Here is a 14,225-nt window from a genome sequence, read left to right as displayed (position 1 = left end):
TTACTTCGTAATCCTGCCCTATCAGTCGGAACCATTCCGAATCATGACTTCGTCATGATGGTTCCTCCTTAAGAAATGATACCTGCATATTCATATCCTGCATCTTCAACTGCTGCCTTGATAAGTGCTTCATCAATATCCTTTGAGTTGGTGATGACAACTTCCTTCTTCTCATGGGAAGCAACTGCTGACTCGATTCCATCTATTGCCTCAAGCGCCTTCTTTACATGAGCCTCACAGTGCTCACACATCATTCCGTTAACTGTAATCTTCATCTCGTTATTCTCCTTTTCCGGTGTAATATTCATTTCTTCGACAGCTATTAAACTGCCGGTTATCACGTTTTTAAGTTTCTTATCCTTTTTATTGTCATATACCTTTATGAGATTTAATCTCAAAGCATTAGACACCACGCAGAAGCTTGAAAGTCCCATTGCAGCCGCACCAAACATAGGATTGAGCGTCCATCCGAAGGCCGCCACATAACATCCTGCTGCCAGCGGGATTCCTATTACATTATAGAAAAATGCCCAGAACAGATTCTCATGAATGTTGCGAATAGTAGCTCTGGAAATCCTTATGGCTGCAGCTACATCAAGGATACTGCCTTTCATCAAAACAATATCTGCGGCATCTATCGCAATGTCAGTTCCTGCTCCTATGGCAATACCTATATCTGCCCTTGTAAGTGCGGGTGCATCATTTATTCCATCGCCCACCATGGCTACCTTGCCATGCTCCATAAGCTTCCTGATAACAGCCTCTTTTCCGTCAGGCATGACTCCGGATACGACTTCATCAACGCCTGCCTGAGCAGCAATGGCACCTGCCGTTATAGCATTATCACCTGTAAGCATTACCACATGGATACCCATGCCCTTTAGCTCAGATATCGCCCTGGCTGAATCCTCTTTTATAGTATCAGATACTGCTATCATACCAATAATACCATTTTCATCAGCAAAAATAACAGGAGTCTTTCCTTCCTTTGAAAGCTTATCCATCAAAGCCTTCTCTGAAGACGTTACAGCACGAACAGCTTTGGAAATAAATCTTACGTTTCCACCAAAAAACGCCTTGCCATCAATTTTTGCTTTTAGTCCGTTTCCTGATAATACTTCAAAATCAGTGGTGTCCTTAAGTCCAACGCCATTCTCTCTTGCATACTCCACAACAGCCTTAGATATAGGATGTTCGCTCTTAGATTCGAGTGAATATGCTGTGGAAATAAGGTCCTCTCTGTTAATTCCATCCGCAGGAATCACATCAGTCACACGCATGATACCTGTGGTGATGGTTCCTGTCTTATCAAGAGCCACTATCTGGGTTTTACCTGCCATTTCCTGAACAGCTGCGGTCTTATATAGTATTCCGTTTTTAGCTCCTATGCCGTTACCGACCATGATAGCCACAGGAGTTGCAAGTCCAAGAGCACAGGGACAGCTTATAACAAGAACCGATACAGCCCTCGCTATGGCATATCCAAGAGTCTGACCTACAAGTAGCCATACGGCAAAGGTGACAAGAGCAATTCCTATAACTATCGGAACAAATACTCCTGATACCGTATCAGCTATCTTTGCGATAGGTGCCTTAGTCGCTGCAGCATCACTTACCATGCGGATAATTCCCGCAAGTGTGGTGTCTTCTCCGACTTTTGTTGCTTCGCATACCATGAAGCCCGAACTGTTTATGGTCGCTGCTGAAACTCTGTCACCTGCCTGCTTCTCCACAGGAACACTCTCTCCTGTAAGAGCCGCCTCGTTAACAGCACTCTCACCTTCTTTTACAATTCCATCTACCGGAATGCTGTCGCCAGGTCTTACTACAAATCTGTCTCCGACCTTTACTTCTTCTATTCCGACGGTTCTTTCCGTATCGCCATCAAGTATAACCGCTGTTTTAGGCGCCATTTTCATAAGTGACTTTAAGGCATCGGTGGTTTTTCCCTTGGACTTCGCTTCCAGCGTCTTGCCGACGGTTATAAGTGTGAGAATCGTTGCGGCAGACTCAAAGTAGAACTGATCCATGTAATACATTACCTGGTCTGTATTTCCTGCCACTACCGCTCCCGTCATGGCAAACAGCGCATATACGCTATATAAAAATGATGCAGATGCACCAAGCGCAACCAATGTGTCCATATTTGGCGATCTGTGAATAAGTCCTTTAAAACCACTGATAAAAAATTTCTGGTTAATAACCATAATAATTGCAGAAATCAGAAGTTCATATAATCCCATTGCCACATGGTTGCCATCAAGAAATGGCGGAAGTGGCCAGTCCCAAAGCATATGTCCCATAGAGACATACATAAGAGGAATCAGGAAAATCACGGAAGCTATAAGCCTTTTTTTCAAAACAGGAGTCTCTGTGTCCCTAAGAGAATCCTCATATGTGTTTGCCTGCGCCTTTGCTCCTTTTGCAGCCTTAAGGCTCGCTCCGTAACCAGCTGCCTCAACAGCCTCAATTATCTTTTGGGGTGATGCGTTTCCTTCTACTCCCATGGAATTTGTAAGAAGGCTCACCGCACAACTCTCTACTCCTTCAACTGCGCTTACTGCCTTCTCGACACGCGCCTGGCAGGCAGCGCAGCTCATTCCTGTTACATTATATTGTTCCATCAATTCTCCTCTAATAATTTTTTCCTAAAAATCAATTTCATCACCGGTATGTACATATATAAGCATGTCACCCATGACTTCCTTCATTACATCAAAGGCAGTCTCTCCGGTACAGTGGCAGGTATAAAAAACTGTTTTGTAATTCTTCAGTTCCTTTGCCGTGTCCACAATTTCCTTCATTTCTTCGTCTGTGTAGTCCTTTTTCTTTACAAGATGAAAACCGCTAATAGCCGCATCAGGCCAGGTCCCATATTTTCTCTTAAACTCCTGAAGGATATTCACGATTCCATTGTGGGCGCAGCCTGACAGCAAAACCGTTTTTCCATCAGCCTTTATCACCAGCGCCTGCTCATGACAAAAATCATCCTGAACATATTCGCTGCCGCGCTTTACCTTAAGCCTCTTGTTTGTAAAAGGTACAGCCATAACTCTTTTTTCTATAACAAAGAGCGAAAGTTCATCATCAATAGTATAATCACCTTCTACAAATTTTACCTGAGAAAGATTCTCTATATCCTTATCAATACCGATATATCTGTACTCCTCACCATGTAATGAGTAGTAATCATCTGTTGTTCTGCGCTGCATATAAATCGCTGCAGTGTTATTTATTTTTGAAAAAGGAATTATTCCTCCTGAATGATCATAGTGGCCATGGCTTAAAACAGCGACATCAACCTTTGAAAGATCAATCCGCAGCTTTTCTGCATTAGCCATTGTGTCCTCTGAAGGTCCAAAATCCATAATGATCTTATGTTTTTCAGTCTCTATATAAAAAGAGAGACCATGAGCATATATACATCCTTCTTTTCCCTCAGTGTTTTCAATAAGATTCACTATTCTCATTCACTTCATCCCCCCAACTTTAATTAAGCGATCTTACCTTCTCTCTGATCATTTCCCAGTCCATACAGCGGTGATAATTGCTTCCGGGGAAGCTTGCCTGTTTATTCCAGGGTCTGTCAAAAACCATAACCTTCAGCTCCGGCATGTGATTAAAAAATTTGAATGCCATGGGTGAATCTTCTATGGCAAAATCAAACTTCATCTTATAGTAGTCCTCAAGCTCCAGATTGAATTCTCCATTTTTTATGAAAGAATCTCTTCCGTACTTGTTAAGGCAGAAAAGCTCTGCTCTGTCTAATCCGTGCTGATCAAGCCATATGCGTGATGCCTCATAGGCAACTGACGGACGGCCTGTAATAATCTTTACATCATGCCCTGCGTCGATAAAATCATTGAGCGTTTTTGAAGCCCCGGGAGTCTCCTCAAATGATATAAGCATTTCCGGTTTGTGTCCTTCAATCATCATCTCTTCATATTCATCATCCTTTAAGTGAAATGACTCCTGAAGATTAAAAGAAGACATGCTCTCATATGGAACAGTTTTTCCAAAAAGATTATCTGCAATCACAGTAAATGCCTTAGCTGTCTCGCACAGACAGTCATCAAAATCTACATAAAACTTCATTCTAAATTCCTCGTAAAATTCCTTCCATAATTAAATCTAATCACTTTAAAGTGGTTTTTTTATTATTATAACGTAAAGAAACACCGGAGTCTTCTGTTTCATATTACAGAGAATTCCGGCGTTTCTAATTATCATTGACTTCTGAATTCACTCATAAATTCAGGACTCTTTATATCATTTAATCTACTTATCAGGCAGTTGCGTCCTGTTCAATCCGTGCCATGGGTATTGGTTCTGCAAGTGAAACCAGCTCCATTCCTTCATGAAAACGTCTGATTGCAAAAGAAGATGAATAACCCTTCTCTTTAGCAATTTCCCTGATCTTTTTTGCAGTCTTTCTCACCTCACTTGCTTCACATACTACTGACGGATATTGTCCATCCTTCTCACATGTAAAGCCTTCTTCAAGAAGAATCTTATAAAATTCGTCCTTTGTCACAATTCCCTCCTAAAACTCACATTTTCGCCTTCATTTTGGCGAGCATTCGCTATTTTACATCTTTTTAGGAGTCTTTTGCAATATGATTTTTAAGACACTTCTTCATATATAAAGTCACATCTGTCAGGCTCATTCATATTTTCAGCGAATTTCTAAAACGCCTTCGCTCTGTTTTTATTAAGTATCAATTATAACACATCCAAATGTAATTGCAATTAAATTGTTATCAATCATTAATCCGGATACATATTTTAATTTTCCAAATCCTTCTATAATAAGCGTCAGATAAATCTGCCGCTCACTATAAGCCTCACAGACATCAGACAATAATACAGAAAAAATGTGCTTTTTAAAGCCTATTAAGTAAGGATCAAAAAAGAGAAAGCAACTATACCTGCTAATATCATAAGACCTGATATTATGCCGGCTGCTTTCTCTTTAAATGTGTCACTGTCAATATAACGGTTGTTAAAACGAACTGCATCTATAATCTTAGGAGTATCTTTCCCAATATAATCTTTAGTAATATATGTGTTATCACTCATAGTAAAATCCTCCTCCATAAGTGCCCATTTATCTGATTTCCAACTATCAGATACGGATACTGTAAGCGCACAAATGACGTGCAACAACAATAGCCAGCCCCCATAGCCACAAGATTTTGTACCTATTGAAAACGAGTATACTACATATATCTAAAAATTATATAAACAATATGGAAAAAATTTATAATTTCTCTCTACAGTATGTTAAGGATATCTTTAACAGAGTCGATATTAATTTCTGCCCTGTTACTCCTTGTAGCAGCTCCGATTGCTGCGCTGTGCATGCCTGCAGCTATTGCTGCATCTATTCCCGCATCGGCATCTTCAACAACAAGACAATATGCAGGATCCTCAGAAACAAACTCTGCTGCCTTTAAGAACACCTCCGGGTCAGGCTTTGAGCGTGTGATATGTGTTCCATCAGCCACCGCATCAAAACAGCTTGTAAGATCCGTTCTCTCCAATATGTATGCAGTGTTCTTACTTGATGATCCAACCGCTACTTTTATACCTCTGTCACGGAGCGCCTTCAGGGTATCTCTGACATCACTTGTCACATCAGCAGGACTCATCTGCATTAACTGCTCCACATAGATGTCATTCTTTTTCTTAAGGAGTGCTTCCTTATCATCTTTGGAAAGCTCCTCGCCCTGATATTTTTCCAGTATGATCTCCAGGCTGTCTGCTCTGCTTACGCCCCTTAATCTGTCATTGTCTTTTTCCGTAAAATCAATTCCCAGCTCATTTGCAATCTGCTTCCAGGCAAGAAAGTGATATTTATCAGTAAAAACAAGAACACCATCCAAATCAAAAATTACTGCTTTAATTTCCATGTGCTTACAGCTCCTACTGAATTCAAACTATATTTATCGCCATTATGACAAAAATCAATTTTTTCGCCATCCAGGAGCTTTAGACTTGCTTCACCACTCTTAACCTCAACTCTCAGACTCCTTCCTCTATAGCAGAAGTTAAAGCTGTAACCCTTAAAGCTCTTTGGCAGGAACGGATCCACGCTAAGACCATCCTCATTGATCCTTATTCCGGCAAAGCCATAAACGATGGCCATATACGCGCCGCCCATGTTTGCTGTATGAACTCCGTCTCCGGAATTTCCATGTCTGTTGTAAAGATCGAGCTTTGCCGAATCGCCGAAATACTTTTCAGCCTCATCATAAAGTCCCAATCTTGAAGCCTGCATCGAGAAAACGCATGTGGACAATGAAGAATCATGTGTCGTTATCTTCTCGTAATACCTGAAGCTCTTCTCCATGGTCTCTTTATCTGCGCTGTCAGGGTATAAAAAGTGCGCAAGTACCGTATCTGCCTGCTTACAAACCTGGTACCTGTAAAGATGAAGCGGATGATAATGCAAAAGAAGCGGAAACTCTTCTTTTGGTGTATTTTCCAGATCCCATACAGGCTTTTGCAAAAAAGAGTCATCCTGTGGAGATATTCCGAATTTCTCATCATAAGGAAGATACATTTTTTCTGCAGCTTCACTAATCTTTTCTATCTCATCGTCATCTATACCCAGCTTTTCAGAAAGTGCTTTCATCTCGTCTCTGTTTCCAAGCTCCCTGAAAATCTTTACAGCCCATTTCATCCCATGCGCAGCACAGCAATTGGTATAGAAATTGTTATCTGTCATACAGGTGTACTCGTCGGGACCTGTCACTTCATTTATTACAAATTTTCCATCTCTGTCGTAGTTACCGGTATCAAGCCATAATCTTGCAATCTCAAGAAGAATCTCCTCACCTTCTGACAAGAGATAGTCAGTATCTCCTGTTGCCAGGTAGTAGGATATAACTGCATTGGAAATCGCTCCGTTTATATGATATGCAGCTGTTCCACTGGGAAAATATCCGGAGCACTCCTCACCTGTTATGGTTCTCCAAGGATAAAGGGCACCCTTTTTATGTCCCAGAAGTCCCGCATTTTCTCTTGCTTTATCCAGGGTCTCATATCTAAAGGCAAGAATTCTCCTTGCAAGCTCTGTATCTGTCAGAATGAAAAACGGAAGAGCATACATCTCCGTATCCCAGAAGTAGTGACCCTCATAGCCTTCGCCGGAAAGCCCCTTGGCAGCTATGCTGACCTTATCCATTCTGGGTGATGACTGGAAAAGCTGATACATGTTAAAGCACATGGCAAGATCAAGCTCATCATCCCCCTGGATCTCCATATCAGCTCTTTGCCAGAAAGCTGTGAGCACATCCTTCTGCACCTTATAAAGTTCTGAAAGCTCTTTTCCCATAACTTCGCACAGAATTTCACGGCTTTTATTCTTGGGGTCACTTTCCCTGATAGAGTCAGCAAATACAGTGTATTTTACATAAACTGCCTCCTGGCCCTTTTCAATATGAACTCTGAAGGTTCCACGGATCTCGCCGTTTTTGATACGGTCTATCTGATCACCATTTATTTCAATTTCCTTCAGATTGCCTTTTTCATCTGCTGTGAAAAGCTTGTGTCCAACTGCAGAAGCTATTGAGATACCACTGACCTTGGTTTTTGCAAGCATAATAGAACTGTTTTCCGTCATCTCGCTCATCACAGCCTCAAGATAAGCTTCGCTCTCATCTGCCAGCCTTGGATCATCAGGATCTGAATAGTTTTTGACATCTGCAATATGCCTTGAATCAAACAATATCTCTGCATCACGGTCGAGAGATCTGACTCTGTACTCTATAGTGAAAAGATTAGGATGCTCAAAATGAGCAACTCTTTTTATGGACGCCTCATATCTATTGGAATCTTTATCCTTCCATGCCAGTGTCCTTAATGTGTAGCCCTCATCCATATTCAGGATTCTGTCGCAATCCGCCTGAGTACTCTGAATATCAAACTTCTCACCGTTTACGCAAAGATATATTGTCTGGGTATCTGCCACGTTCAGCATAGTCTGCTTCTTTTCAATGAGATTGCACAGACTCTCTGCCTGCTTCATGGGAATGATTTCATATACTCCGCCAAGGTACATTCCACGCATTGTTGAGATAAAATCGGGCACACCCTCCTCAAGTGTGCCCCTAACCCCAATATATCCGTTGGCATTGCAAAAAAGTGTTTCATTAAGCCTTAACTCTGCTTTGTCAAAGCTCTGTTTTTTTGTAATGATACGATTACTGCGCATAATATCCCTCTATTGCCTTCTGCAATGTTGAAACAAATTCTTCGGGTGTCTTGATAGATCCCTTTGCAAAATCCTGGAAGATTACACAGGTAACATTCTGAGCAAGTCCTGCCTTCCAGCCCTGCCAGTGCCATGCACTTGTCTTTCCGTCAGCTGAGTAATTCTTGATTGTATCTGCAAACGGGTCATCAGCCATATGTGTTGATGATTTATAAGGTGAAATACATCCGCAATCCTTGGCAAGAATCTCCTGGCCACCATCATTTTCAGAACACCACTGGATGAATGCCTTAGCTGCATCTACATTTCCGCCGTTGTAAAGTCCCCACCAGTTAGGTGAATTTGTCTGGATAGTATCCTGTCCCTCGATGAATGCGTAGGGAATCATGCCTACTTCAAAGCTTCCTGCTTCTTTATAAAAATCTGCATACTGTCCTGTAAGAGATGCACCAATCCATGAACCCTGTGTTACAAATGCATATTTGCCCTGTGCAAAGCCTGCAACCTGCTCATCATATGTTCCTGATACACCTGAAGGATCTGTGTACTCATTGAAAAGTGCAACCATATTTGCAAATGCTGCAATACGATCAGGATCAAGTTTTCCTCCATCATTTATCATATCGAGATAAGTTGTATCATCTCTTGAAAGACCTGAATCAAGGTATGTTCCAAGGAGGTGCTGACCTGCTGTCCACCAAAGGTTAGATGCCTCTGTGTAATATCCGACAACAGCTGTAAGACCAAGCTCATCCTTCTTAGCATCAATAGCTTCAAAAGCAGCTCTCATGCTGTCAGGTCCTGTGATTGATTTGGGATCAACGCCTGCAGCCTCAAGAATTGATGCGTTGTAGGTAAGTCCAATAGCCTCTGTGGTTGTAGGGAATCCGTAAACCTTGCCATCATGTACATACTCAGCTTCTGTATCCTCTGTCCACTTCTCTCCTGTGAGATCTACAAGAACATCCTGCCATGTGTCATAATGTGTATCACCTTCGAATACGAAGATGTCAGGCATGTTATCTGCCTGGTAATAATTCTTCAAAACGGCCTGTGTATCCTGACCACCACCGATTGTATCTATCTCAACCGTAACACCTGTCTCTTCCTGATATTTTGCAACCAGCTTCTGAAGACCTTCCTGTATCTCGGCCTTGTTATTAACAAGTCTTATGGTGTCACCGCTTCCTGATGACTTACTCTCTGTAGCCTCAGCACTTTCTGTAGCCTCAGCACTTTCTGTTGTCTCAGAAGAAGCTGTACTTTCAGAGCTTCCTGCCGAATTATTGGCAGCTCCGCCACCACATCCTGCAAGTATCATTGAAAGTGAAGTTACCGTAACAAGTAAACTTTTGATTACTCTCTTTTTCATTGAATTTATCCTCCGTTTTTTGCTCTAATAAAGTGCGTTTCCGCATAACCTTCTTTATACGCACATGGTAGATGCTTTACCAAAAATAGTGCAATAATGCAATTAAATTTTGTCAACAATCCACAAAACATACATCCTCTTATGTGGATTTTGATGAGGCATTATCACTAATTTACTAAAATGATAAAAATTTTATTAAAATGGATCCATTTTTTACATAAATTATTTAAAATATCAGTATAAAGTCAGTTTTTATAAGGTAAAAGTCGGAGTATTTAAAGACAGCAGGACTAATTGCATGAGGTGAATTATGGTAGGAATAGCAGATATAGCAAAAAAAGCCGGAGTTTCAATGTCGACCGTATCAAATGTCTTGAACAACAGAAAAAACGTGGGACAAAGGACAAGAGAAAAAGTACTGAAGATCGCAGAAGAGCTTTCTTATGAGCATAAAACCCAAAATGCAGAACAAAGGCGTAAGACCATAATTGTAAACTTCAGTGATTTTGACACACTCTTCTACCTTGATATTCTCCACGGCATCAACGACTATGCCAGTAAGAGAGATTACCATTTACTTGTGTGTACTGCCAATGACTTGATACATTATGCAAATAATGACAGTATCTGTGGTGTGATCGTAATTGATTCACACACAGATGACTCCACTATCATAAGCATTGCAAACAAGCATATACCTGTGATCACCCTTGACAGAGAGCTCAGTCATCAGATGATAAAAAGCATTCTCGTCAGCAACTACGAAGGTGAGCGTCAGCTCATGGAGAGACTTGTTGAAAAGGGTTACGAGAAGTTCGCATTTTTGAAGGGACATGATACCACAGACTCCAAGGAACGCTACAGAGCTTTCAGAGATGTACTAAAGGAAAATGACATTCCCTTTAGCAGAAATGATTTATATGAAGGAGACTGGCATGAACAGGGCGGTGCCCAGGCTGCAAGACTTATAATGCTTCAGGAGCGTATGCCCCAGGTTCTTGTCTGCGCCAATGATATGATGGCAATCGGCGCCATAAGAAAATTTCAGGATAATGGCATAAGAATTCCCGATGATATCGCGGTCTGCGGTTTTGATGACATCATAATCTCCAGATATCTTGGTCTTACAACTGTGAATGTCCCTGACTATGAGCGCGGTTTCCTTGCCGGCCAGGCTCTTATTAACATAATAGATGGAATAGGTGATTATGAAACATCCCATATCGGCGCCAGAGTAAAATGGAGATCCAGCACCGACAGTAAAAGATAAAATAAGAATCTCCAAATATGAAAAACCGGAGCATCACTGCTCCGGCTTGCAAGTTCATTATTCAGTTTTATTTAACCTCGTCGGTTGAGCCATCCTTTTTAACAACGATCAGCTTGCATCCAAGTCCGAAAGCTGCTACAGAACCTGCGATAAGCGCCCAGGGTGCTGCTGCAAGACCAAGGATTCCTCCGATGATTCCTACATTTACAGGTACGCTAAGAACGATTTCGTTATCCTTCTTAATCTGAATTCTGTCAACGTTACCTTCCTCAACGATTTTCTTAAGCTTATCAATGAGGTTCTTTACATCTTCGCCAATATCCTTTGTCTGAGGCTGAATGAGTTTAACAGCTTCATCAACGTTTCCTTCTGTTTTCTCAAGTGCTTCCTTGGCTGTTTTGTACTCAACTCCTGTGAGCTCCATTACCTTTTCAATAGCTTCGAGTGTTATATTCATTGCTGCTCCTTTCTGCGTTTCCGCAACAAAACTTACCTTGCGTAGTTATTTAAACAGTGAAATCCTTCTGTTTATATAACGATAATAATACATAAAAGTCTTCAGATAAATTCATTATACAGCAAATTTCAGATACTTATTTTTCCTATTCCGCATTTTTATAGATGGAATATCATAGGATTACGAATTTCTTGAGAAATTAAATAATATAAAATATATGGCTTATCTTATCCTCTTCTTTTTTGTATACACAAAATAATACACAATAAACAGGACAGATGTGGTGCACCAGGTCACTCTATAGCTCATCTCAATTGTTTCAATACTTCTGTGTAACGGAAATACAGCCAAAACCCATATTACACGGAGCACGCAGATTCCGCACAGGGTAATGAGCATGGGAATCAGGGCATCTCCCATTCCACGAAGTGCTCCCGCCAGAATCTCAACGCAGATGTATGTTATATAAAATGGTGCCAGATACAGAATCATCTGAACTCCTATATCTATTACCTTCTGCTCTACCACGAAAATTCTGAATAATGTATCTCCGAACAGGCATATCAGTGTGCTCAGGGGTATAGTAATAATTGTTGAAATTATCAGCGCCTGTCTCACACTGCTGCGGACTCTGTCATATTTTCCTGCGCCATAGTTCTGTCCGGCAAAGGTTGTCGCAACGGTTCCAAGGGCACCTATGGTCATCCAGAAAAGCACATCTATTTTCCCGTAAGCAGCCCAGGCAGAAGCCACATCCTTGCCGAGACTGTTGATTGATGACTGGATCAGAGTATTTGAAAGTGTATAGGTGGTTGTCTGAAAACCGGCAGGTATTCCAATCCTCAATATTCTTGAAAACATCTCGGAATCTATTCTGATTTTCCTGATATCGAGCTTATAGCTGCTGTCAGTTTTAACAAGAATAAATACAACAGCTATGGCACTTACAAGCTGGCTCAGGATTGTAGCAATGGCAACACCGGATACTCCGTAGACATCTCCCATTCTGCCAAGTCCAAGAACGATTACAAACAGAACATCCAAAAATATATTAACGAGGCAACTGATAATAAGTACGTAAAGTGGTCTTCTTGAATCACCGACCGCCCTTAATATTCCTGCACCCATGTTATATATCAGATTCGGAATCATTCCCAAAAAGAAAATCCTGAGGTACATTGTGGCTGCTTCGGACTGCTCCAGAGGTGTGTTCATCGCACTTATTATCCATGGAGTTATAAGCACTCCGATGATGGTAATGGCCGCTCCTGCTGCAATTGAAAACGCTATGGCGGTATGAACTGCTTTTTCTATCTCTATACGTTTTTCTGCTCCGAAGAACTGCGAAATAACCACAGTCGCACCGGAGGACAATCCAAGAAAGAACCCTAAAAACAGATTGACCACCATTGCTGCAGAACCGCCAACTGCACCTAGTGCATCACTTCCGACAGTTCTTCCCACTATGATGGCATCTATTGTGTTATACAATTGTTGAAAAAAGGCTCCCAGAAGAAGTGCAAAAAAGAAAGTCAGCATATTCTTCCAAATAGAGCCGGTTGTTATACTTTTACTTCTCATATTCCTTACAAGCAGGACTTACCTATAAACTATTTAAGCCCCCCGGGGGGTATCAATATTCATCCAGGAAGTTATGCCTTACACCCTTTTTCTTATAGCCGATAACAGTATCTATATTTACATTTTCAACACTTCTGAAAATGTTAGCTTCAACAAATGGATTTTCCTCTTTTAACCTGGCGATCAGCTTCTTTGTCTCTAGACGTTTTGAAGCTGTTGTTCCGTCCTCATGGCAGGTAGAGCAGGTCTCGGTGAAGTGACATGCACACTGCAAAAAGTGAAGATCATTATAGTCACGCCATGCACATATATCACACTCTCTTACAAGATAAAGAGGTCTTATAAGCTCCATTCCCTCGAAATTAGTGCTGTGAAGCTTGGGCATCATTGTCTGGATCTGTGCTCCGTAAAGCATGCCCATAAGGATCGTCTCAATAACGTCGTCGTAATGATGTCCCAGGGCTATTTTGTTACAACCAAGCTCCTTCGCCTTGCTGTATAAAAAGCCTCTTCTCATTCTTGCGCAGAGATAACAGGGATTTTTCTCAACAGTATCAACTGCGTCAAAGATATCGCTCTCAAATATTGTTATCGGGATTCCCAGTGTCTTGGCATTACTCTCGATAAGCGCTCTGTTTTCCTTATTATATCCGGGATCCATTACAAGGAATGTCAGATCGAACTTAACCTGTCTGTGCTTTTGAATCTCCTGGAAAAGCTTCGCCATAAGCATTGAATCTTTTCCTCCCGAAATACAAACCGCAATATGGTCTCCTTCCTCTATGAGGTGGTATGTTTTACATGCCTTTGCAAAAGGAGAGAAAAGCTGCTTATGATACTTCTTCCGTATACTCAGCTCCGCCTTATGGCGTCTTTCTTCCATATCAGAAGAATCCGCAGCCTTGGCACACACATAGCCTGTATATCCGCCCTCAAGGCTGAATGAAGTTCTTCCTTTTAAAAAGTCTAATTCTTCGTCATCAATATAACGGGTCTTTCTTCCAAAATCACAGTAAAAAACCAAAGTCTTTTCCATAGGGATCTCAGATATCTGCTTAGCTGCTTCCTCTAATGAATCATCGAGAGAAATCGCTACTGCTCCGGGGATGATCCCGTAATCTCTGACTGATTCCTCTCTTATATCTATAAGCTCATAGGAATCTCTGTTAAGCTTCTCAAGTTCTTTTAATGATATTTCCTTCATTTTAATTTCCTTTAAATACTACATATTCCTGATGGGATGACTTTCCGAACAATAACGAGGAAAATCGTTCGAAATCCTATATCTACTGAACGAAAGATATCCTTTATTATTATCGCTGTCAAC

The 14,225-nt window shown here is 41.2% G+C and carries 12 protein-coding genes; 1 reads left to right on the top strand and 11 read right to left on the bottom strand.

From position 1 onward, the window contains the following. Positions 1-68: 68 nt before the first annotated feature. From T501_RS10855 to T501_RS10820, 8 genes are all read right to left on the bottom strand, one after another. Positions 69-2,624 carry a heavy metal translocating P-type ATPase gene (locus T501_RS10855; protein ID WP_044914773.1) on the bottom strand — a complete coding sequence of 852 codons (2,556 nt, stop codon included), beginning with the start codon at positions 2,622-2,624 and terminating at the stop codon, positions 69-71. A gap of 24 nt (positions 2,625-2,648) precedes the next feature. Continuing rightward, positions 2,649-3,470 (bottom strand): MBL fold metallo-hydrolase, encoded by an 822-nt coding sequence (locus tag T501_RS10850; RefSeq protein ID WP_044914772.1) that lies wholly within the window; start codon positions 3,468-3,470, stop codon positions 2,649-2,651. A 19-nt stretch (positions 3,471-3,489) separates the two neighbouring features. Beyond that, the gene (locus T501_RS10845) at positions 3,490-4,095 is read right to left on the bottom strand and encodes a 5' nucleotidase, NT5C type (RefSeq protein ID WP_044914771.1); all 606 of its coding nucleotides are present in this window, start codon (positions 4,093-4,095) and stop codon (positions 3,490-3,492) included. 190 nt (positions 4,096-4,285) lie between these two features. Then, on the bottom strand, positions 4,286-4,534 hold the full coding sequence (locus tag T501_RS10840) for a hypothetical protein (protein ID WP_026511634.1): 249 nt from the start codon (positions 4,532-4,534) through the stop codon (positions 4,286-4,288). Between the two features lie 359 nt (positions 4,535-4,893). After that, on the bottom strand, positions 4,894-5,079 hold the full coding sequence (locus T501_RS10835) for a hypothetical protein (protein WP_026511633.1): 186 nt from the start codon (positions 5,077-5,079) through the stop codon (positions 4,894-4,896). 194 nt (positions 5,080-5,273) lie between these two features. Next, positions 5,274-5,912, bottom strand: a complete 639-nt coding sequence (pgmB, locus tag T501_RS10830; protein ID WP_197027948.1) for a beta-phosphoglucomutase — start codon at positions 5,910-5,912, stop codon at positions 5,274-5,276. After that, a complete protein-coding gene (locus tag T501_RS10825) occupies positions 5,894-8,218 on the bottom strand; it encodes a glycoside hydrolase family 65 protein (protein WP_044914770.1) in 2,325 nt (774 codons plus the stop codon). Before T501_RS10825 ends, pgmB begins: the two co-directional genes overlap by 19 nt. Further along, positions 8,208-9,590 carry an ABC transporter substrate-binding protein gene (locus T501_RS10820; protein ID WP_044914769.1) on the bottom strand — a complete coding sequence of 461 codons (1,383 nt, stop codon included), beginning with the start codon at positions 9,588-9,590 and terminating at the stop codon, positions 8,208-8,210. The genes T501_RS10825 and T501_RS10820 overlap by 11 nt, the downstream gene beginning before the upstream one ends. A gap of 310 nt (positions 9,591-9,900) precedes the next feature. On the opposite strand from T501_RS10820, the gene T501_RS10815 reads away from it, so the two are divergent. Then, positions 9,901-10,860 carry a LacI family DNA-binding transcriptional regulator gene (locus T501_RS10815; RefSeq protein WP_044914768.1) on the top strand — a complete coding sequence of 320 codons (960 nt, stop codon included), beginning with the start codon at positions 9,901-9,903 and terminating at the stop codon, positions 10,858-10,860. Between the two features lie 67 nt (positions 10,861-10,927). Here T501_RS10815 and T501_RS10810 read toward each other — a convergent pair whose 3' ends face one another. The 3 genes from T501_RS10810 to T501_RS10800 form a co-directional block, all read right to left on the bottom strand. Next, positions 10,928-11,317 carry a DUF4342 domain-containing protein gene (locus tag T501_RS10810; RefSeq protein ID WP_049945861.1) on the bottom strand — a complete coding sequence of 130 codons (390 nt, stop codon included), beginning with the start codon at positions 11,315-11,317 and terminating at the stop codon, positions 10,928-10,930. Positions 11,318-11,539: 222 nt separating this feature from the next. Continuing rightward, positions 11,540-12,898, bottom strand: a complete 1,359-nt coding sequence (locus T501_RS10805) for an MATE family efflux transporter (RefSeq protein WP_044914767.1) — start codon at positions 12,896-12,898, stop codon at positions 11,540-11,542. 52 nt (positions 12,899-12,950) lie between these two features. Further along, positions 12,951-14,102, bottom strand: a complete 1,152-nt coding sequence (locus T501_RS10800) for a PP-loop family protein (RefSeq protein ID WP_044914765.1) — start codon at positions 14,100-14,102, stop codon at positions 12,951-12,953. Positions 14,103-14,225 lie beyond the last annotated feature (123 nt).

This window comes from Butyrivibrio sp. WCE2006 (assembly GCF_000701985.1).
Lineage (GTDB): Bacteria > Bacillota > Clostridia > Lachnospirales > Lachnospiraceae > Butyrivibrio.
Note: the sequence above shows the minus strand (reverse complement) of the source record. Positions and strands in the feature narration are given on the sequence as shown.